The organism is Acinetobacter sp. P37 (genome assembly GCF_057480965.1).
In genome coordinates this window covers 232089-254098 of record NZ_JBLIYY010000003.1, presented here as the reverse complement: position 1 = coordinate 254098, position 22010 = coordinate 232089, and the positions used below count along the sequence as shown (strand labels likewise).

At 39.8% G+C, this 22010-nt stretch carries 18 protein-coding genes; 9 read left to right on the top strand and 9 right to left on the bottom strand.

Features of this window, described 5'->3' with window-relative positions; genetic code table 11:
- Positions 1-29: 29 nt before the first annotated feature.
- A complete protein-coding gene (lipA, locus tag AC25JC_RS04575) occupies positions 30-1043 on the bottom strand; it encodes a lipoyl synthase (protein WP_180004941.1) in 1014 nt (337 codons plus the stop codon).
- A 206-nt stretch (positions 1044-1249) separates the two neighbouring features.
- On the opposite strand from lipA, the gene sthA reads away from it, so the two are divergent.
- Together sthA and AC25JC_RS04565 are read left to right on the top strand one after the other, a co-directional pair.
- Complete coding sequence (sthA, locus tag AC25JC_RS04570) at positions 1250-2665, top strand: Si-specific NAD(P)(+) transhydrogenase (RefSeq protein ID WP_078190237.1); 1416 nt, start codon at positions 1250-1252, stop codon at positions 2663-2665.
- Between the two features lie 143 nt (positions 2666-2808).
- Positions 2809-3921: an AAA family ATPase gene (locus AC25JC_RS04565; RefSeq protein WP_180110053.1), complete on the top strand. Its 1113-nt coding sequence runs from the start codon at positions 2809-2811 to the stop codon at positions 3919-3921.
- 34 nt (positions 3922-3955) lie between these two features.
- Here the strand turns inward: AC25JC_RS04565 and chrA are convergent, their stop codons facing one another.
- Positions 3956-5194, bottom strand: a complete 1239-nt coding sequence (gene chrA, locus AC25JC_RS04560; protein ID WP_249680282.1) for a chromate efflux transporter — start codon at positions 5192-5194, stop codon at positions 3956-3958.
- A 335-nt stretch (positions 5195-5529) separates the two neighbouring features.
- Between chrA and AC25JC_RS04555 the strand changes: the two genes are divergently transcribed.
- Entirely contained in the window at positions 5530-6513 is a 984-nt protein-coding gene (locus AC25JC_RS04555) for an alpha/beta hydrolase (RefSeq protein ID WP_486923539.1), read from the top strand.
- A gap of 94 nt (positions 6514-6607) precedes the next feature.
- Here the strand turns inward: AC25JC_RS04555 and AC25JC_RS04550 are convergent, their stop codons facing one another.
- Positions 6608-7459: a pirin family protein gene (locus AC25JC_RS04550; RefSeq protein WP_486923531.1), complete on the bottom strand. Its 852-nt coding sequence runs from the start codon at positions 7457-7459 to the stop codon at positions 6608-6610.
- 102 nt (positions 7460-7561) lie between these two features.
- Between AC25JC_RS04550 and AC25JC_RS04545 the strand changes: the two genes are divergently transcribed.
- Positions 7562-8473, top strand: coding sequence for a LysR substrate-binding domain-containing protein (locus tag AC25JC_RS04545; RefSeq protein WP_180101909.1), 912 nt, complete (start codon positions 7562-7564; stop codon positions 8471-8473).
- Positions 8474-8580: 107 nt separating this feature from the next.
- Here AC25JC_RS04545 and AC25JC_RS04540 read toward each other — a convergent pair whose 3' ends face one another.
- The 4 genes from AC25JC_RS04540 to AC25JC_RS04525 all read right to left on the bottom strand — a co-directional run bounded on the left by AC25JC_RS04540 (position 8581) and on the right by AC25JC_RS04525 (position 12399).
- Positions 8581-9537, bottom strand: a complete 957-nt coding sequence (locus AC25JC_RS04540) for a TauD/TfdA dioxygenase family protein (RefSeq protein WP_486923530.1) — start codon at positions 9535-9537, stop codon at positions 8581-8583.
- A gap of 221 nt (positions 9538-9758) precedes the next feature.
- The gene (locus AC25JC_RS04535; RefSeq protein WP_257223842.1) at positions 9759-9893 is read right to left on the bottom strand and encodes a hypothetical protein; all 135 of its coding nucleotides are present in this window, start codon (positions 9891-9893) and stop codon (positions 9759-9761) included.
- Positions 9886-11097, bottom strand: coding sequence for an MFS transporter (locus AC25JC_RS04530; protein ID WP_180122536.1), 1212 nt, complete (start codon positions 11095-11097; stop codon positions 9886-9888). The genes AC25JC_RS04535 and AC25JC_RS04530 overlap by 8 nt, the downstream gene beginning before the upstream one ends.
- A 243-nt stretch (positions 11098-11340) precedes the next feature.
- Positions 11341-12399 (bottom strand): OmpW/AlkL family protein, encoded by a 1059-nt coding sequence (locus AC25JC_RS04525; RefSeq protein WP_180035627.1) that lies wholly within the window; start codon positions 12397-12399, stop codon positions 11341-11343.
- Positions 12400-12840: 441 nt separating this feature from the next.
- Here AC25JC_RS04525 and AC25JC_RS04520 point away from each other — a divergent pair, with 441 nt between their 5' ends.
- Positions 12841-13020 carry a hypothetical protein gene (locus tag AC25JC_RS04520; protein ID WP_078190224.1) on the top strand — a complete coding sequence of 60 codons (180 nt, stop codon included), beginning with the start codon at positions 12841-12843 and terminating at the stop codon, positions 13018-13020.
- Between the two features lie 60 nt (positions 13021-13080).
- On the opposite strand, the gene AC25JC_RS04515 is transcribed toward AC25JC_RS04520, so the two are convergent.
- Together AC25JC_RS04515 and AC25JC_RS04510 are read right to left on the bottom strand one after the other, a co-directional pair.
- The gene (locus AC25JC_RS04515; RefSeq protein WP_249680320.1) at positions 13081-14538 is read right to left on the bottom strand and encodes a sensor domain-containing diguanylate cyclase; all 1458 of its coding nucleotides are present in this window, start codon (positions 14536-14538) and stop codon (positions 13081-13083) included.
- A gap of 196 nt (positions 14539-14734) precedes the next feature.
- Positions 14735-15523 (bottom strand): A1S_2505 family phage non-structural protein, encoded by a 789-nt coding sequence (locus AC25JC_RS04510; protein WP_180023438.1) that lies wholly within the window; start codon positions 15521-15523, stop codon positions 14735-14737.
- Positions 15524-15822: 299 nt separating this feature from the next.
- Between AC25JC_RS04510 and uvrB the strand changes: the two genes are divergently transcribed.
- From uvrB to AC25JC_RS04490, 4 genes are all read left to right on the top strand, one after another.
- Positions 15823-17844 carry an excinuclease ABC subunit UvrB gene (gene uvrB, locus AC25JC_RS04505; RefSeq protein WP_180065654.1) on the top strand — a complete coding sequence of 674 codons (2022 nt, stop codon included), beginning with the start codon at positions 15823-15825 and terminating at the stop codon, positions 17842-17844.
- A gap of 154 nt (positions 17845-17998) precedes the next feature.
- Positions 17999-18589 carry a lipocalin family protein gene (locus AC25JC_RS04500; RefSeq protein WP_180063384.1) on the top strand — a complete coding sequence of 197 codons (591 nt, stop codon included), beginning with the start codon at positions 17999-18001 and terminating at the stop codon, positions 18587-18589.
- Between the two features lie 133 nt (positions 18590-18722).
- A complete protein-coding gene (gene rarD / locus AC25JC_RS04495) occupies positions 18723-19655 on the top strand; it encodes an EamA family transporter RarD (protein WP_078191878.1) in 933 nt (310 codons plus the stop codon).
- Positions 19656-19873: 218 nt separating this feature from the next.
- Positions 19874-21550 carry a hypothetical protein gene (locus tag AC25JC_RS04490; protein ID WP_180115045.1) on the top strand — a complete coding sequence of 559 codons (1677 nt, stop codon included), beginning with the start codon at positions 19874-19876 and terminating at the stop codon, positions 21548-21550.
- Positions 21551-22010: the final 460 nt, after the last annotated feature.

Below are 22010 nucleotides of genomic sequence, written 5' to 3'. Positions count from 1 at the left end.
AATTTGCGATGTTTTAAATCTTTGCGTGATTAAGCTTCAATCGTTTGAACTGCAATTTTCTTTGCAGGATCAGTTTTACGACGTACCGCAGGTACTGGCTCACCATAGTATTGACGGTCAGCAAAGTAGCTTGAACGGACCATTGGTGCAGCCCAAATGTTTTTGAAACCAAGCTTTTGACCATGTGCTGTGTAACGATCAAACTCTTCAGGTGTAACGAAACGATCGATCGGTGCATGTTCTTTAGAGGGCTGTAAGTACTGACCAATGGTGACATAGTCAACATCGTGTGCTTTTAAGTCGTCTAATAACGCGATTACTTCTTCTTCAGTTTCACCAATACCGACCATCAAACCACATTTGGTTGGAACATCTGGGCAGTATTCTTTAAACATTTTTAATAAGTTTAGAGAGTGTTGGTAGTCAGAACCCGGACGCATTGCTTTATACAAACGTGGCACGGTTTCAATGTTGTGGTTAAACACATCAGGTGGACACTCCGTCATAATACGAAGGGCAACATCCATACGACCACGGAAGTCAGGTACTAAAATTTCCAAAAGTGTTTTTGGACTCAAGTCACGAGCTTCTTTAATACAGTCAACAAAGTGCTGTGCGCCGCCATCAACTAGGTCATCACGGTCGACCGACGTAATTACGGCATATTTCAAACCAAGATTGGCAATGGTTTCTGCCATATGGCGTGGTTCATCTGGGTCAAGAGCATTGGGACGACCATGCGCAACGTCGCAGAATGGGCAACGACGAGTACAGATATCGCCCATAATCATAAAGGTTGCAGTACCGCCACCGAAACATTCAGGTAAGTTCGGGCAAGCCGCTTCTTCACACACGGTATGTAATTTTTGTGCGCGTAAAGTTGTTTTAATACGTTGAACTTCATCAGGGGCAGCCATTTTGACCCGAATCCAGTCAGGCTTACGAGGCGTTTCAACCGTTGGCACGACCTTCACAGGTATGCGAGCGACTTTTTCTGCGCCACGAAGTTTTACACCCTGTACAGGTTTACGGTTCTCAGACATATTCAACTTTTCCACTGTTTTTGACAAGGAGATATTCAAAAAATTAGCTCGATCATTATAGCGGACTTGAGCTTAAATAGGGGGAAAACGATATTCATATAATAAATGTGGTTATCACATAATATATGTGAGCTAAATATCCAAAAAAGTTAGGATATACGTCATAATACAGCCTAGATTAAAGAATATTTGTAAAGGAGCGTTGAATGCCACGTAAGAAAGAGGTCGTTAGTGGAACTTTCGTGAAATACGATGCGGTAGTTCTGGGTTCTGGCCCTGCGGGTGAAGGCGCTGCAATGAAACTTGCTAAATCAGGTAAGCGAGTTGCAATTGTAGATATGCGTGAACAGCTTGGTGGTAACTGTACCCATGTAGGAACAATTCCAAGTAAAGCATTGCGTCAGACCGTTTCAAGCATTTTACGTTACCAACGTGACCCTATGTTCCAAAAAGTCGGTGAATGGAAACAGTTCACGATGAAACAGGTGTTACGTAATGCGCATAAAGTGATTCAACAACAAGTTGAAACTCATTCACGTTTTTATGACCGTAATAAAATTGATATTTTCCACGGCCGTGCGTACATCCAAGATCAAAACACTGTTTTGATTTTTAGCAATGAAGGTATGACGGAAACTTTAGTATTCCAGCAATTAGTGATTGCTACAGGTTCACGTCCTTACCGTCCAGCTGCTTTAGACTTTAATCATCCTCGCGTATTTGATTCAGACAAAATTTTGGATCTGGATTATTCAATCCAAAAAATCATCATTTATGGTGCAGGTGTGATTGGTTGTGAATATGCCTCTATCTTTATTGGTCTAGACCACAAAGTCGATTTGATCAATACACAGCACAAATTACTCAGTTATTTAGACGATGAAATCTCAGACGCCTTGTCATACCGTTTACGTGAGCAGGGTGTACTGATTCGCCACAACGAACAGATTGATCATCTTGAAACACATGATGATCATGTGGTTCTGCACTTGCAAAGTGGTAAGAAAATTAAAGCGGATGCGATTTTGTGGTGTAACGGCCGTTCTGGTAATACAGATGGTTTAGGTCTAGAAAATGTAGGCATCAAACCAAACAGCCGTGGTCAATTAACCGTGAATGATCAATATCAGACTGAAGTAGAGAATATCTTTGCTGCGGGTGATGTAATCGGTTGGCCTTCACTTGCATCTGCTGCATATGACCAAGGTCGTTGTGCCGGTTCTAACATGAGCGGTGAAGAAGGAATTGCACCTGTAACGGATATTCCTACGGGTATTTATACCATTCCTGAAATTTCTTCGATTGGTAAAACTGAACAACAGTTAACAGAAGAAAAAATTCCGTATGAAGTGGGTCAGGCATCTTTCCGTCATTTGGCACGTGCGCAAATTACGGGCGATACCGTGGGCGAGCTTAAAATCTTGTTCCATCGTGATACTTTAGAAATTTTAGGTGTTCATTGCTTCGGTAATAATGCTGCGGAAATTATTCACATTGGTCAGGCTGTGATGAACAGCCCGAACAATACGATTAAATATTTCGTAGAAACCACATTTAACTATCCGACTATGGCGGAAGCGTACCGTGTTGCAACATTGAATGGTATGAACCGTTTATTCTAAGGTTAAATTGAACTTAGAATGTACAATGAAAGACCCGTAAGTTTCGGCTTGCGGGTTTTTTTATAGTTAGGATAAAGTGTATGCAAAATATACATTCAATCCACTTATAATCATCAGCATTTCCAACTCATTTTAGGTAGCTTATGACGATCCGTTCAGTGACCATTCAAGGTTTTCGATCTATTCATCATATGAATTTGACCTTGTCGCGTCTGAATATCGTCAGTGGTCCGAATGGTTGTGGTAAATCCAATCTATATAAAGCAGTACGTCTCTTGCATGAAGCTGCAAATGGTCAATTATCCCAAGCCATTGCAAATGAAGGCGGGATTCAAAAAATCATGTGGGCAGGTGGTCACCGTGCGGGTGATCGATCGAAAGATCCTAAGCGCATGAAGCTTGCGGTGGACATGGAACATTATGAATATCAACTTGAAATTGGTTTTCCTGAACCGCTCATCACCTTGTTTGCACTCGATCCTTTGGTCAAAGTTGAAGGGATTTGGTTAAGCGGCTATCAACGTCGAAAAATGAGTGAGTTGTTGGAAAGAACCAACCAAGCGGCATTTCTTAAAAATGTTGATGAAGAACGGATTGCTTATCCGATGGCATTAACACCAGAAGAGTCGGTGTTTGGACAATTGTCCGATCCACACTTATATCCCGAAGTTTCACAAGTGCGTGAGACCATGAAAAACTGGCGCTTTTATCATGAGTTTTCTGTCAGTGGAAATTCACCGATCCGTGTCCCACAGGTGGGCATTCGTTCGCCAGTTTTAGCGCATGATGGTACAAATTTAGCTGCGGCTTTTGAAACCTTGCGTGAGCGGGGCAACAGTGAAACCTTGTTTGAAGTACTAGAAAAAGCCTTTCCGCAGACCCAATTTTATGTGCAGGAAATGGGTGGGCGCTTTCAAATGATGATGCAAAAGCAAGGGATCTTAAGACCTTTGGAAAGTGCCGAATTTTCAGATGGGACTTTACGGTTTTTGTGTTTAGCTGTGGCTTTATTGAGTCCAAGACCCCCAAATTTTATGGCACTGAATGAGCCAGAAAATAGCTTACATCCCGATTTATTACCTGCCTTGGCGATGCTGATTGCCGAAGCAAGTCGCTATACGCAGCTTTGGTTGACCACACATTCCAATGAACTGGTTGAAATGATCAAACAGTATAGTGATGTGCAGCATTATCAACTAGATCAAGTCGAGGGGAAGACCGTGGTCAAGGGCGCAAGCTTAATCGATGAGGATTAGATTATTCCTTTAGCTATAGTTTTTTTGCTTAAGTTTAAAAAGGTAGAAAAGTTAAAAAAGCATAATAGCCGATAAAACTGCTTATTAAGCTAAACCAGACTGGCAGCTTGCTGCGAAGTAAAGCAATAACGACGGCAACAAATATAAAGTCCGTCCATTGAATGATGTATTTCTGGCCCATTTGAAATAGTAGGCACAGTAATAGACCGACGACAGCCGCATTGATCATTTTTAAGGTGCCAAAAAGCATCGGGTATTTCATCAACTTATTCCAATAGGGCAATAAGCCAAACAGTAGTAAAAATGATGGTAAAAATATCGCTAACGTCGCGAGTGCGGCATTCAAGATTGGCGCATCAGTCATGGGTAAAAGTGTGCCGAGATAGGCGGCGAAACTAAACAAAGGCCCCGGCATGAGTTGTGCAAGGGCATAGCCTAAGTCAAAATTTTCATTACTGATCAGTCCTGTAGAGACAAAGTCCTGATGTAAAAATGGCAAAATAATATGTCCACCACCAAAGACTAGGGACGCTGTGCGGTAGAAGCTTTCTAAGCTAAATGCCAAGACACTGCTGTGTTGTATATCGAAGAATGGCAGAACGAAAAAAGGGCTGATAAAGGCGAGAAGCCATAACCAAGAGGTGCAAGTATTTTCATGTGCATTCCGGCTAACATTGTCATGTTTGGGTGGAACTGTTTCGGCGATATTTGGCTTTTGGCTGCGTAATAGATTTGACGATAAAACTAAACCGATAATTGCAGCGCATAAAATCACCAAAACTTGATTTAGAGAAAATTGAAAGAAATAAATAAAAAATGCAGCTAAAAGCATGACTAGATACTGAAATTTTGTTTTACAGAAGCTTCGCATCATTTGCCAAAATGCCCATGCAACAACGGCTAGTACAATTAACTGAATAACATGAAAGAATAAAGTTGAGAGTTGATTACTGAGTTTTATACTTAAAGTGGCCGCGGCATACATCAGCAGGGCTGAAGGTAAAGTAAATCCTAACCATGCAAAACAAGCACCTTGATAGCGGTTGAGTTGAAATCCAATCGCCATGCCGAGCTGGCTACTTGTTGGGCCTGGAAGGACTTGAGCCAAGGCAAGCAAATGCGCATATTCATGCTCTGTTATCCATTTTTCTTGTTTCACAAAATATTGAAAAAACAACACCAAATGTGCCGCAGGTCCACCAAATGCAATACACCCTAATCTTAAAAAGGTGAGAAAGATGACAAGGTTTCGTTGTGGTTTGGACTGGCTCATGCGTTACCAATATTTAAAATCAAAAGTAAGGTTATGAATTTCTAAAGGATAAAAGTATGAAAGTTAAAAGATCTTAAAGGCTGATTATTGCAGGAGTATGTAAATCCTGCTTCAAAAATATTTTGAAGTGCTTAGCAGGGAAAAAGATAATTGGACGAAGTGACATAGTGCTGTCCCACATGCACATGGCGTCGGTTTCCGCCGCTGATTAGCATCAGCACATACACATAAAAAATTGTCTAAAAATGACTTCTCCAAAATCAGACACCTTATCAGAAATTTTGAGCGCTTTATTGAAGTGGTTGATGAGTGGCATTGCATCGTTACTTTCAATCATGGCATTTGCAGATGATCAGCTACTTGCTTCACAAGCATTAGCAAGTTATACAGATCAAAACAGTTGGGAGGGCATTCAGCACTATCTACCCAAAGAATACCATTTAGATGAAACGCAGCGACCCAAAGAAGAGTGGTGGAGTTGGCAGGGTCATACTGTTCACTTAGATACTTATCGGCAGCCACAGGCAAAAGTGAAGGTGATTCTGTTTCATGGTGTGGGAACAAATGGTCGACAAATGTCGATGATTTTGGGTCATCCTTTGGCACAACGTGGCTATGAAACTATCGCTATTGATATGCCCGGTTATGGCCTCACCCAAGTCAAAAAGGGCTCAAAAATTCGTTATGATGATTGGGTTCAAGCAGGTAATGACCTCATTGAAGCCGAGCTACAAAAAGATCATCGTCCTATCGTTTTGTATGGGCTTAGTGCAGGTGGTATGTTGACCTATCACGTGGCGGCAAAAAATAAAAAGGTGAAAGGTATCGTCGGTATGACCTTTCTAGACACTTCAAATAAAACTGTGCGTGATCAAGTCTCTTTGAATAAATTTATGAGCCGCGTGGGCAGCCCACTGGCTCATGTGACAGCACATACACCATTTTCAGCAATGCCAATGCCGATGCGTTGGGTAAGTAAAATGCATCGCTTGGTGAATAATGACGCAGCATTGCAAGTCTTCTTAAAAGATAAAACATCCGCAGGGAATAGTGTATCGGTTAAATTTCTAGATTCGTATTTATATTATAAAAATGATACGCCACCGGAGCAGTTTAATGTCTGCCCAATTCTACTGACGCAGCCTGAACAAGACCGCTGGACGCCTCTGGCTTTAAGTCAGCCATTTTTAGCACGGATTCACCAAGTTCCAGTCGATGTCGTGCTGTTGAAAAATGCAGGACATTATCCTTTGGAACAGCCGGGACTTGAGCAAATGATCAATGCAATTGATGCGTTTTATCAAAAAGTCACGCAATAATCTGTTGAAAGCGTGATGCGTAATTCATACCAACATAGATATAAAAAAACCGCCAGAATGCGGTTTTTTTATTGGGACTTTATCGTGGAAATATTTAAGCAAAATGACCATGTTGAAAATCATAAAATGCCTGACGTATTTCATCTTCAGTATTCATGACGAATGGTCCATGTGCCGCAATGGGTTCATTTAAAGCTTCACCACTTAAAATAAGCAGTTTGGTTGCTTCAAAAGATTTAAGTTTCAAGGACGATACTTGGTCACTGACATATAAAGTCTGTTTCGCATCAAAGCGTTGACCTTCAATTTCGATCGCCCCACTTAATACAAAAATCATGTTATTCCACTGTGGGTTGAATGAAAATTCCTGTTCAGCATTTGCATTCAAGCGCACATCCAATACATTCATCGGGCTAAAGGTTTCAGCGGCGCCCAATGTATCTTCAAATTGGCCAGCAATGACGCGTACCACGCCTGCATTTTGTGCAAGCTTTACTTCAGCAATATTGGCTGTTGTCAGTTCTTGATAGCGAGGTTCAGTCATTTTGGCATGACTAGGTAAATTGACCCAAAGTTGTACCATGTCTAAATTTCCGCCAGTTTTGGCAAAATCTTTAGAATGGTGTTCTTCATGCATAATGCCTCGACCCGCAGTCATCCATTGCACTTCGTCTTTGGCAATGCTGCCGTGATTTCCTTTAGAGTCAAAATGCTCCAATTCTCCTTCATAAACAATGGTTACTGTTTCAAAGCCACGATGTGGATGTGACCCAACACCACGTTGATGATGACTTGGAGAGAAATGATATTGGCTGGTATAGCCCATAACGAGGAATGGACTGGTTTGATTGCCCATTTCTTGCATAGGGAGCATAGAGTTTGTTGGGAAGCCATCGCCCACCCAAGTCCTACGATCACTATGATAAACACGTTTGATTGAATTCATAATTCAGCCCTCAATTTATTGCTTCTGAGATCTATTATTGAGGTATAGTGAGGGAATGACAGGGCGAAAAACTCAATAGATTATTCTAAAAATGAAACAATCATGCAAAATTTAAATGACTATTACTATTTCGTGCAAGTGGTGAAATACCAAGGTTATACCAAAGCCAGTGAAGCATTGGGTATTACAAAATCTAAACTATCACGCCGTATCACAGAATTAGAGACCCGTTTGGGGGTGCGTCTGATTCAGCGTAATACGCGTAAATTTACAGTAACTGAAATAGGACAACAGTTCTATTTGCATTGCTTAAAAATTTTAGAGGAAGTCAGCGAAACGGAAAACTTTGTGCTTAGTACGTTGAATGACCAACTCTGTGGCCAAATTAAAATCTCTTGTCCTGTGGCTTTGGTGGAAATGCCTGTTGCCAAAATGGTCACTGATTTTATGCAGCAATATCCAGACATCAGTGTGCATCTGATGGCGACCAATCATCGGGTTGATGTCATTGAGGAAGGCGTAGATTTAGCAATTCGTGTTCGTAATATGCCTTTAATGGATAGTGATTTGATCGTTCGAGATTTAGATGCTTGGGATCATGTTTTGGTGGCATCGCCACAACTTTTCTTCGAGCGTGAAATACCACAGCAATTGGCTGAGATTCAAAATTTTCCGTGTATTGGTTTTGATCGGCCTAAACATTTTTGGGATTTCCGACATCGTGAAAAAAGTGAAACCCAACAAATTGAATTTCATCCACGCTTAAGAACTGACAGTTTTAGTGCGATGATTTCGGCTGCTCTTTCTGGCGTAGGAATCGCATCTTTGCCCAAAGTGTTTGTACGTGATGCTTTAAAAAGTGGTGAGTTAATAGAGCTATTTCCTGAATGGCAATTGCCGCAAGGGGTCATCCATGTTGCCTACGCGACACGACAAGGCATGCTGCCGGGTGTGCGTGCGATGTTAGATCATTTAATTTCAGGTTTTAAGGCATTAGATATAGATCATCCGTAATTTGAGCAGTGTTCTTATTGTTTTAAAATTTTAATTATTTGGAGTTATTGCTCAAACACGGATTTTGCTGGGTTATTTATTTTTTATTGTTGGCATGAAGTTCAACATTAGTATGGTCGTCCTCCTGCTAGGCTAATTCGCTTTAATAAGCGGCGTTGGTCTGAAGGGAAAGGGCGGCGTGAGTGTAAAGTGGCTTGGTTATCCCAAAACACAATGTCACCTTCTTCCCATTGATGTTCATATCGAAACTCAGGTTTCAATAAATGTTCACGTAAAGATGCAATCAATTCACTGCCCGACTGATCATCGTAGTGAACCAATTCCACTTCAGATCGTTCATTTAACCACAGCCCTTTACGACCACTTTCTGGATGGGTACGTACAAGCGGATGTGGATAGGCATGTCCAACAATCGGTTGGTCTTTGAAACGGTAAAGCGGTGTAGCGCCATATCCAGTTGTGCTTTTATTATTTTTGGCACGGACAAATGGGTTGTAGGTAATGAGTTGAAGTTGGTCTAAATGTTTTTGTGTCGCTTCATCTAAAGCTTCATAGGCTTTAATGGTGTTATACCATGAGGTTTGTCCACCGTCTTGTGGCAGTTCAATGGCATAGAGTAATGAACCAAATGATGGCAGTGGAGTCCACTGATGGTCTGCATGCGCAGCCAATTCACCATGTCCAGTATAGTCTCCTTTACCGACTGCATTTGACACAGGTACGACGTCTGGTGGTGTACCGGTGTCATCTTGTGATGCTAGCACAGGAATATCTGCACCAGGACGGAAAATTGAACCGAAGTAGCTTGCAAACGCGAGATACTGTAAATCATCTAGACTTTGATGTTTAAAAATTAAAATCAAGTGTTCTGCCAGCGCTTGTTTTAAACGGTAGATGGTTTCCCCAGACTGTGCTTTACGCGCATCTAAACCATAAACCACGGCCCCCAAAGCTTGGTCATGTTGCACTTCAATACGAATTTCATTGCCATCTTGAAAATGTTCTGCTTGATGCCAACGCGGAGCATCATGGATGGCTTGTGAAAGTTGAGTTAATGCGGTCATTTCATAAGTTCTCAAATTGTTCTTTATTGAGACTTAATCTAAGGAAGAAAGTGCAGGTTGGAAAATTAAAAAATAAGCTAAGTTTATGAAAAAACTTATTATTAATACTAATATGCTGAAAATGCAGCTTTTATTGAATCGTGGAGAAAATAGCTAAAAAACTGCTGTTGTAGTGTTGATAAAACAGCAGTTTGAATTGGAATTAAGGCTTCTATGCGTCTTTAATGTGCACAAAACGCTTGGTTAAAGTATTCGAATAATTCAGGCGTTTGGCTCCATAAGCCGATGGATAAGGCCAACAAGGCCAGAATACTGAGGGCAATACTGAGTCGAAACCATAATGTTGAATTAGTCATGAATGACACTTTCCTCATTAACCATGAAATGTACCAATACCCCAAAAATACTCAGGACAATCGAAAAAATCCAAATGGCATTATAGTTACCGGTCATATCGTGGTTCACACCACCCAACCAACCACCAAAAAATGAACCGACTTGGTGAGTAAAGAACACGATACCACTCAGCATACTGAGATATTTAACGCCAAACATATTGGCCACTATACCGTTGGTGAGCGGTACGGTAGAAAGCCATAGTAAACCCATAATGACGCCAAATGCATAGATTGTCCATGTACTTAAAGGCAGCAAAAGAAAGGCAATAATGGCAATGCCTCGTAAACCATAAAGTCCCATTAACAGCTTTGGTTTGGAATATTTGCCACCGAGCCAACCAGCTGTGTAGGTGCCGACAATATTAAACAGTCCAACGAGCGCTAGGAAAATAGTGCCCGTAGTGGCATTAAAGCCATGATCGATTAAATATCCCGGAAGATGGATGCCAATAAACACCACTTGGAAGCCACAGACAAAGAAACCGAGTGCTAGAAACCAAAAGGGTTTATGCTCCCAAGCCAATTGCAAAATTTGTTTAAAAGTCAGAGAGGCTTCATGCGTATTAGTTGCATTTGGTGCAACATACATTGGTGCTTTTAGCATCCAAGCTAAAGGAATAATAAGCGCAATTAAAATGGCGCTGACCACCAAAGCCGAAGACCAACCCAATTTTTGCAGTAGCAGTAATGTAGAGGGCAGCATAATGAACTGACCAAAAGAACCTGCGGCACTGGCAATACCCATGGCTAAACTACGTTTGTCTGGATGCGCTGCACGTCCTACGGCCGAGAGTAATACTGGAAAGGAAGTGGCTGAGAGAGCCAAACCCAGGATTAAACCTGCGCTTAAATTAAGCAGTAAACCGGTGGAGCTGACGGCCATGAGTAATAGTCCGAGGGCATATAATGCACCACCGACGGCGACCACGATCTTACTGCCATATTTATCTGCAAAAGCCCCAGTAATTGGCTGCACAGCACCCCAAATTAAGTTTTGCATGGCAATGGCAAGGCTAAATACGTTATGTCCCCAACCGAATTCATCACTCATCGGCACGAGATAGAGGCCAAAAGCATGACGCACCCCTAAAGACAATGCCAAAATAATAGCACTGCCAATGAGCATGTAAATCAGGGGTTTTGAGAAACGAGTATCAGACATACAGCAGGCTACATTCTTTAAATTTAATCCAATGGTATTCGAATAAACGCAGAGTTGCGATTAAATTTAATTCACCAAACAATAAATTTTTTTTATAGATAACTATGGATGAATAAAGGAAATTGACACAGCAGAAATTCAAAAGTGTCTAAATGAGATTGAAAAGATATTTCAAAATAAAAGACCATATATAGCCTAATAAAAAAGACGGCAGTAGCCGTCTTTTTATATTTAGGTTATTAATTAGAAACGCATACCGATACCTGCATACGCAAGAATTGGATTTACTTCAATATCGGCTTTAGATTTGATCAGTTCACCATGTGTCGCATCTGTAACGGTAATGGTGGTTTCATTCTGTAGGTGTGCATAGCTGACAGAACCTACAGCAAACCATTTGTCATTGAAATCATACGTGAAGCCCACCGTCGCAACCGGAGCAAATACATCAGTTGCCTCTAAATCAACTTTTGGGTTTGCCTTACTTGGTTTTCCTTCCAAAGAGGCGCCTGCATTACCTTCTTTAATGTTGGCAATCATGTGACCTGCGGCAATCAAATCTTTCTCAATTTGTGGATTCATTTCCAATTCATTGAAGTAGGCATACATCACGCCTAGACCCACATAGGGACGGAATTTATTGACGCCAGTTTTACCAAAGTGATATTGGATTTCAGCAGCCGGAGTCCATGCACGTGCAGAAGCTGCTGCACCATGTGCGCCTAAGTCGGTAATGAAAATATCATTTTCAAGTTCAAGATTTCCCAGTGCACCGCCTAGTGGTTTTGCAATGGCAGAAAATGGTGCATAAATTTTCCCTGAGCCTTGTAAATCAACTTTTGGCGGAATACCCGCTTTCATTTCTAGTGATACATTGTCAGTGAAGAAATAGTTGGTCATGATCCCAAGCGTGGTGACGTCGTCTGCTTCAAGACCTGTCCCTGGATTGTCCCATTGTTCAAGTCCTGAAATGGTGGCTTTACCACTCATTGAAGCAGGAACTGTGTCCAAAAGGTTTAGGGCACCTGCTAGCAGCGGAGGGACTTTGTATCCTTCTCGAATATTGTCTTTTACTGTTTGTGTTTTAACATCACCAACTTCTGCCTCATAGCCTTCATTGATGGCAGTATTTACACGAAATGGCTGCGCTTTACCTTGTGGCATAACATGTAAAGCACCAACAGAGACAGAAAAACGTTTGAAGCCATCGCCATCTTTTAAACTAAAATATGGTGAGTCTGCATGACTGAGCATAGGTAGAGCAGCCATAGAAGCAGCAATGCACAATACACTTTTTTTCATTTTAAAGGACTCCATGTCCGTAAATTGATAATAATTTTTCTAAGTGCCCATTATTCAAAATTAGTGCGTAAAAAATGTTATAGAAAACAAGAGTAAAGGTAATAGTCCTGTAACATTCTTGATGATTTGTATTGTTTGAAGGTTTTAATGAGGTATTTGTGTAAAAAAAAAGAACATTTTTGAAATTTAGAAATGCTTATATCTATTTGTAAATATTCAATATTTATTGACATAAATGACAGTGAATTTATTTGTTTAGGTCAATAAAATAGTTTAAAACGACCATATTCAAAGCAGTTTTGTGCTGTTGTCCTCTATAGATATAAAATTCATAGCTGATCATTGAGTCTTTATATGCCAATCGAGTCTAATCACTCAAAGCCTTTTACACCAAAACCATTTTTTTTGTACAATAGCGCCAGATTCAATTGAGTTATTCGTATGAGTACGCAAAACCCTCCCAAGAAAAAGGCTTTAGTCAATTTGCCTTTTCCGATTAAAAAAGCTGAAGATAATGCTTCGGATGAAATCTTTGAAGATATGCGTCCAAAACCTCAGCGTTATGCTGATCGTACTTGGATGCCACCACGCGGTACACGTCGTTCGATGGGTAAGCGTTAAAAGATTTAAATAAAAAAGCCATGATTAAAACCATGGCTTTTTTATTGCAAATGATTGATGTTAATTGCGTATTTCAGACTGAATTCTACGGTCTTTATTGAGATAATACTTTTTCTTCTGACGATACATGCCAAGATCAGCACGTTTAAGCATATCTTCCATTCGCTCATTCAAGATATTGGTGGCAGAACCAATCGATATACTCATCGGTTGATTTGAATAAAACTGGTTATCGACCAATAACAACTCATTCAAACTTTGTAAGCAGTTTTGCAGAGCTGCATCATCTGCACCCGGTAATAGAATGACAAATTCATCACCGCCAATGCGCGAAGCAGAATAGGGCGTATGCTGAATAAGTTGGTTAAGAATGTTGCCTAGACGTCTGAGGATACTGTCACCAGCATCGTGCCCAATACTGTCATTGAGTTCTTTTAGTCCATTTAAATCCATAAAAATACAAGAAACAGGACGTAATTGATTGCGTTCAAGACGCTTGAGTTCTGCGATATAAAATGAACGATTATAGAGTTTGGTCAGTACGTCGTGCTTACCTAAATACTCAAGATAATTTTCAGCCTTTTTACGTGCGGTAATATCGGTTAAGGCAACCTGCACGGTGCTCCAGTCGTCGAGATAATCGGGAAATACAGTAAATTGTAGTAAGACGTGGCGAATACTGCCATCAAGTGCATAATTTACGGCTTCATGTTGATGATGTAGATTGCCATTCCAAAGTTCAATCAGTTGTTCTTTAAATGTTTGCAGCATTTCTTTGGCAAACACTTTATGTACATTTTTGAGCAATATTTCTTTGTCCGAAGCGCCAAACAAATCAAGGGTGGCCTGATTAACGTCAACGATCAATATTTCCTTAATACACTCTTGTACAAAATCGGGGTGAACATCCAAAAATGTCACAAAATCTTCTATACCTAAAGCGCGAAGCTGATCTAATTTTATTTTAATCCGGCTGAAATCTTCTACCCAAAGAGAGGTTGGCGAATAATGGAAACGCGCTTCCGCTAAATGACGACTTTGTTCTTGTAAACGGCAAGCTTCGGTATAAGACGTGATATCTTCAGTTGTAATTAAGACTGCTGATAAATCCTGCTCATGACTCGGTAGCACGATGCCCTTGAGTTGAATGTCTAGGCGTTGTCCACTGAGCGTATAGTTCACGGCAGAATGGGAAAAATGCGTTTCACCATTCCACAATGCAACCAACTCTCTAATGTGTGTTTGACACATCTCCGCCTGAAAAACTAAATCAAGGTTTTGACATAAATGTTCAAAGTCACGTGCTTGATACAGTTCTAACGTTTTTGTGTTGACCTGTAAGATTTTTATTTTTCTTGCACATTGCAGAATACGTGATTCATCTTGTTGAAGAAAAGTGGAGAGATCCTGCACACCTTGCTGACGCCAGAGATCAAATTGTTTTTTGACTTCACTGTAATCTTCAAGCCACATGGCAATGGGGGATAGCTCAAAAAAAGGAGAATCTAGCATGTCTATTTTATGTGCTCGTCATTCTTCATGATAATTACAGCATGTAGTATAAGACGAAAAAAATGATATTAAAATAATGTGATATGTAAAATAAACTTTATTTTTAATGTGACTTAAGTCGCTAAAAGTCATTAATCCACCTTAGATAAAAAGCCAATGTAGACTTTGGCTTTTTTGGGGGGAAATGAGGTGAAAATAGTCTTTAGCGGCTGGCTTTACGAGCTTTATTTTCAGGCTTTGGTGCAGCGATTTCACGTTCAGCTTTCCAAACATCAATAAAATCTTTTTCATTAATATTGTACAGTTCAAGTAGGGCTAAAATGACACCGCCAAACATCATTGGGCCTTCTGAGTTGCTTTGAAACTCAAATATTTTCCCATTCAATGCATGCAAAATATCTTCAATTTCAAAAATACGGTCACGACCATTGCTATCTGTCGGGTACATTTGGGTATTCAGCACAATTTTTGCAAGACTTTTTTCATTATCTGTTAAGGCCAGAACATCAACCAATTCATCTGCCGAAGGTGCAAAAATTACCGAGTCTTGAAAAATTGTATGTAGAAGTTTCGAAGTAAGTTTAGGTAAAGCTTTTTCAACGAAAGGACGGAATGAAATTGGAAAAATAACATTTCTGGAAATCCCCTTAAACATGGGAGCAATTTCTTCAACTTTATAGCCAGCGACACCACAGCCAATCGAAGTAATGAAATATTTGGTCTTCGGATGATTCTTGGTATAGATTTTAAAATCATCAACATAATGTTGAATCTGAGACAATGGCATTTGTTGTAAATGCTCATTCATTGTTGGAATAGCAAAACTTTGACCAGCCCATCCACGACCAATACCATTCATTGCACCAAAATGCTCTAGGGCAGTACGCGCTGCACCGCCAGTATGTTGACCTGCCATATTGCTGCCAAAAACAAAAATAGTATCTTCGGGTAGGTTTTTAACAATACTTTCGTCATGATATTGGTAAGTCATAAGTTTGATCTGTGGCGTCCTTTTGTTCATGTTGCAGGTGAAATTTACATAGGTCAAGTATCAATAAGGGATAAATGAACGCTTTATTCCTGAGTTTTTTTAGAGCCAAGAGTTTCCTCAAGAAAAACATGCGAAATCAGGCGAATTATTTTTCAAACATGAGAAAAATCTATGGGGTTATGTTGAATTATAATTTTACAGTCTGTACACGCCTCTGGTATTTACATAAATTTAGCGTTGTTTTGTGCAACTTTGCCCTCATAATAAAGCCATATAAAACTGTTGAATTGAAGAAGAGTGTGATGCAGGAACAGCCTTTTGAACTGGTAACACAATATCAGCCGGCAGGTGATCAGCCTCAAGCGATTGAGAAATTGGTGAAGGGGATTGAAAAAGGAATGCATGATCAGTTGCTCTTAGGGGTAACAGGTTCAGGTAAAACCTATACCATGGCAAATGTGATAGCACGCACGCAACGTCCAACGATTATTATGGCGCATAATAAAACTTTAGCTGCGCAGCTTTATGGCGAGTTTAAAGCCTTCTTTCCGCATAATGCCGTGGAATACTTCGTCAGTTATTATGACTATTATCAACCCGAAGCCTATGTTCCATCTTCAGATACTTTTATTGAAAAAGATTCATCGATTAATGATCATATCGACCAAATGCGTCTTTCGGCAACACGGGCATTGTTAGAGCGACGTGATGCAATTATTGTAGCGTCAGTTTCAGCTATTTATGGTCTGGGTGATCCCAATGCTTATATGAGTATGCTTCTGCATATCGTGGAAGGTGACCGTATCAGCCGTGATGACATCATTCGTCGTTTGGTGGAAATGCAATACACCCGAAATGAACTCGAATTTTTACGGGGCACATACCGTATTCGTGGTGAAATTATTGATATTTTTCCTGCTGAATCTGATCAAAATGCCATTCGAATAGAGTTATTTGATGATGAAGTTGATTCAGTTCGATGGTTTGATCCATTGACAGGCAGAATGGTGCGTAAAGTGCCACGGATTACGATTTACCCAAAAAGCCATTATGTAACACCTAAAGATAATTTACAGCGTGCAATTGGAACGATTCGTGAAGAACTCGCAGAACGACTAGGATTCTTTCGTGCAAATGATAAATTACTCGAAGCACAGCGTATCGAACAACGTACACGTTATGATTTAGAGATGATGCAGCAGCTTGGCTATACCAACGGTATTGAAAACTATTCACGCCACTTGTCTGGCCGTCCTTCTGGTGAAGCACCTCCGACTTTGTTTGATTATGTACCTGATGATGCTTTATTAATCATTGATGAATCGCACGTTACCGTACCGCAAATTGGGGCTATGTATAAAGGAGACCGTTCACGTAAAGAAAATTTGGTCAATTACGGTTTTCGTTTACCAAGTGCGCTTGATAACCGCCCAATGAAATTTGAAGAATGGGAGCGGATTATTCCTTCGACCATTTATGTCAGTGCAACGCCTGCACATTATGAAATGGAAAAGTCTGAACAAGTCGTTGAGCAAGTGGTTCGACCCACAGGTTTGGTCGACCCTGAAATTGAAATTCGTCCAGTGTTAACGCAAGTGGATGATGTATTGTCAGAAATTAATAATCGTAAAAACTTAAATGAGCGTGTATTGGTTACGACATTAACCAAACGTATGGCAGAAGATTTAACTTCATATTTGAAAGAATATGGTATTAAGGTCGCTTATTTACATTCTGATATTGACACTGTTGAGCGCACTAAAATTATCCATGAATTGCGTTCGGGTGTATACGATGCAATTGTTGGGATTAACTTACTGCGCGAAGGCTTAGATATGCCAGAAGTGTCTCTAGTCGCCATTTTAGATGCAGACAAAGAAGGCTTCTTGCGTTCTGAGCGTTCTTTGATTCAAACCATTGGTCGTGCAGCGCGTAACTTAAACGGTAAAGCGATTTTATATGCAGATCGTATGACTGACTCCATGCAAAAAGCCATTGATGAAACGGATCGTCGTCGTAATTTACAGATTGCATTTAACCTTGAACATGGCATTACGCCACGCAGTGCAGTGCGTCAAAACGTCAATGATATTGATACAGGTGAAGTGCTGACAGATGATGAAATCGATGAAAAAATTTCAGATCAGGCCAAGGCATTAACTGCAGATGAACGTCATTTGATGTCGGATCCAAAACTTCTGGCAAAACATATGAATAAGTTGGAAAAAGAAATGCTAAAAGCGTCTAAGGAATTACAGTTTGAACAAGCGGCTCGTTTACGCGATGAAATCTTGCGTTTAAAAGCACAGATGATTTCATAATTTTGTTAGACAAGATGCGGAATATTGTTTGAATGACATACATAATTTAGACAAGAAAATGATTTTTAGAGCAATTTTTTCCGCTAGAGTAAAATCACGAGAAAAGAATCTACTTTATTTTATCGATAATTTTGCAGCGAAATGAGGCATAAAAATGACAACAACGAATCTTCCGAAAGCTGGTTTTAAACTCGCAAAAATTGCACTTGGTGCAGCAGTGTTAATTGGTTTGGGTGCAGCCACAATGGCCTATGCACAGACGAAACCGTTACAGACTGTGGAAAAAGTCGAGCTCGATCGTTATTTAGGTATGTGGTATGAAGTAGCTCGTAAGCCTATGGTTTTTCAAAAAAGCTGTGACCGTGATGTGATTGCGGTTTACACGCTAAATGAAAATGGCAACATTAATGTAAATAATCGCTGTGTATCTAAAGATGGTACCAAGAAGCAATCAATAGGCGAGGCATTTGTACAAAATGCACCGTTTAACTCGAAATTAAAAGTTAGTTTCTTACCAGAAGCCATTCGTTGGTTGCCTGTGGGGCGTGGTGATTATTGGGTACTCAAAGCCGATGAAGACTATCAAACAGTTTTGGTGGGTGAGCCACGTCGTAAATATATGTGGGTTCTTTCTCGTTCGGCTCATCCAGATCAGGAAGTGATTCAGGAATATCTGAATTATGCTCAATCTGTCGGTTATGACTTATCAGATATTATTCATACCAAGCAGACAGTAAAACCATAAACCTAAATATTTGAACAAATGCTAAAAAACCATGCCTGTGCATGGTTTTTTATTTGCTAGAATGTCCATGCGAAAAGCTTGATTGATCAAGCAAAATATCAAGATTATGTAGTCATTTGGACTGGAGTGAAAGATGTATAAAGGCGTTGCATTGTCTGTATTGGCATCGGTCACTTTTGGTATTTTGTATTTCTTTACCATCTTTTTAAAACCTCTAGATAGCGAGCAAACTTTTGCATGGCGCATGTTGGCGACCTTACCATTTTTAACCTTATTTATGTGGTGGATGAAAGATTTAAACAAAGTCAGTGAAATTTTTTGGCGAGTGGTTAAACAGCCGATCTTTCTGATTTGGTTAATCATCAGTTCTTTTTTATGTACTACACAGCTTTGGTTGTTTTTGTGGGGGCCGATTAATGGCCGTGGACTAGAAGTTTCTTTGGGATATTTTCTACTGCCTTTAGTGATGGTTCTGGTCGGATGTGTGCTGTATAAAGAAAAACTTTCTAAATGGCAGATGGCTGCCGTGGCACTGGCAATTTTAGGTGTTGGCCACGAAATTTGGCGTATTGGTAGTATCGCGTGGGAAACTGTCTATGTCGCTGTGGCTTATCCGATTTATTTCTTTTTACGTCGTACCTTTAAAACCGATCATTTGGGTGGTTTTTGGTGGGATCTTTGCTTAATTCTGCCTGTAGCCTTTTATTTAGGATTTATTCATAGCGATAGTTTAGCGCTGATGTCGTTATTCCCGTATCTGATTTTGGCGGTTTTAGGACTGGGTTTTCTAAGCGCGCTTGGCTTAGGTAGCTATATGTTGGCGAGTCGTTATTTGCCATTTGTGATTTTTGGTTTGTTGAGTTATTTAGAACCTGTGTTGTTAGCATTTGCATCGATCGCATTGGGAGAGCGAGTAGAAGCAGAAGAATGGCTGACCTATATTCCAATTTGGGGTGCCGTTTTGTTATTGGTGATAGAAGGCGTCTTGCATCTGTTTAAACAAAAGCAAAATGAACGTGCGCTAGCTAAAAATGTAAAAGCATTAAATGATCGAATCGATTCTTAGACTGAAAATATTGGTACGGTAAATTGATCAGTTCACAATTAACACTTGCTGTTTTTTAAGAAAATCTTAAACTTAGAAAACTAAAACACGCCATGATTCAATTTATTGTTTAGGAAGAACAGTATTGAATGATGGTGTACAAAAAAATTTATTTTAGATAAAAATAAACTGAAATCGATAAAAGATTGATTAAAGAACCAAGATACAGGAAGCAGTCAGTGGTTGTCCCATTTCATCAAAGCGCTAAACTTTTACAGCTAGAGCCTGTGTTGGATCAGCATTGGCGGAGTATTGTATCTGAAGTATGCACTGATCTTGATCAATCCAATTTAGCACAGATACAGCAGGTGTTATCGCAAAAAGGTATTCGTTGGGAGTCTTCATCACAGTCGTATCAAAGAGATATACCGATGAATTTGGGCATGCTGATGAAAGTACTAAAATATGATGTCATGCGTGAGCATGCACAGTATTTGGCAATACAGCTCGAAGAACTTAGGATATTGACCCAGAGTATTCAAATTGCGCGAAAATTAGAAGAAAACCTACTCTATATCAATAAAATAGATGCAGAAGAAGATTTTGAATTACAGTATGAAAAAAATGTATTACATCAGCATTTCATTTTAAATGCCGCACAAATCATTCGTGAAATGGATTTGATTGCGCCGAGTGATGCACGTCAACTCACCGCTCTGCAAGTTAAAGTTTTCTTGATCGAAATTTTCTTAAAGTCACACGTGTTGGGGCAAGTGTTTGATGCTTCTATCCCGAAATCATCTGAGGTTTGGCAACATCCGATTTTTAAATACTATTTAAAGCGTGAACAAAAAACGCGATATCTACAAATCGTACAAACATCTGAGTTTATTTATATTTTGTCGCCTGATTTAGATTGGACGACGCAGTATTCAGCAACTCGGTTTTTATCGACAAAGCATAATGATGCCTTAGCAGACGACGTTTTTGATGGGGTGGCCATAGATTTAACTACTGCTTTAGAGAATCAGCAGATCGAACAATTAAAATTTCGAGTCTCAAAGTTGGCATCCATTGCAGGTTTTATACATTTAGATCTACAAAATTTAATGCAGCAACTACATACACGGGTAGATAAGCATCTACTTTTAATGCTGCATGTAGAGGATGCTACTCAATTAGCGACGGTTTTACCTGCTTTTGAGCAGCAGTTCAATACATTGATATTGAAGCCCTTACATCAGACTGTTCAATATCAACTGAGTGAGCAGATACAGCATGACTTTGTATTTTTCCATAGCATGCAAATATCTCAGAAGCTCATCACGAGTCTAAACGTCTTGAGTAGTTGCCCTAAGTTTGAGGCAAGTTTGGAGTTGAAGCGACTGCGACTTCAACTACAGGCTTGGCAGGTGCTTTTGTTGAAACGGCGTACGCACATTTTTCATGTTCAAAACGAAGATGATTGGGAGTTACATCATCAGCAGTCACAGCAAATTCATACGGCGTTGAAAGCGCTCTTGCAGCCGAACGAGGATCAACAGAAGATCTTTGCTAAAGACGTAATTGTAGAAAATACGGGTGCCCATGGCGCGCATGTTGGATTTTCCAAACGCATGACGAAAACAGGGGAGTATGAAAGCCTTGAAGCCGATGCTTTAAAAGCGCAGCAGCAAAAAAAGCGACAAACTTATATGCAGGTTTTAATGTTGCTAAAGGAACATGCGTCACAGCTCGTCAATCTCGATTTTGAGCCATGTGAAAATGCCTTAAAGGTGCAGTCTTTTAGTGATCAGAGATATTTTGCGATTAGTACTGGAGAGAATGGTTTAAATGCACTACCGAAAATATTAGAGCTGAGTGTAAATTTCTTTGATTTTAATTTGGAAAAGTTTGCTGAGAATCTGAAAAATTAACAGAATTTTAAATATTGATCTGACTTTAAAACTAATGTTAGGCAGTAACATTAGAGGCGTAATTTGATCCAAATAAAAGAACGATACTCGGTAATGTTATCCTCAATTGTCTAAGACAAGGTTATTTCTAATAAAAAATGTTTTTGCAATACTTTGAATAAATTGACAGTAGTGAACGAGTTTTGCGGTGAGGAGCATTGCTCCGCAAGATGGTTTCCTTATGAAGCACGCTTCTCATTTTGCCAAATGAGAAACAACGTTTCGTAAGAGTACCTCTAGCTGAAGGCTAAACCCTTTATTCAAACCTCAAATGTAAGACTCCGTCGAATAGTCTCAAAAATCATTTAAAAATGTGAAATTATTATTACGAGCTTAACATCAGTAAAAATACTATAAATTGAGCAAAATAAAAAACACCACAATTTGAAAAATATAAATATTCGTTTATCTTTGAGCTAAA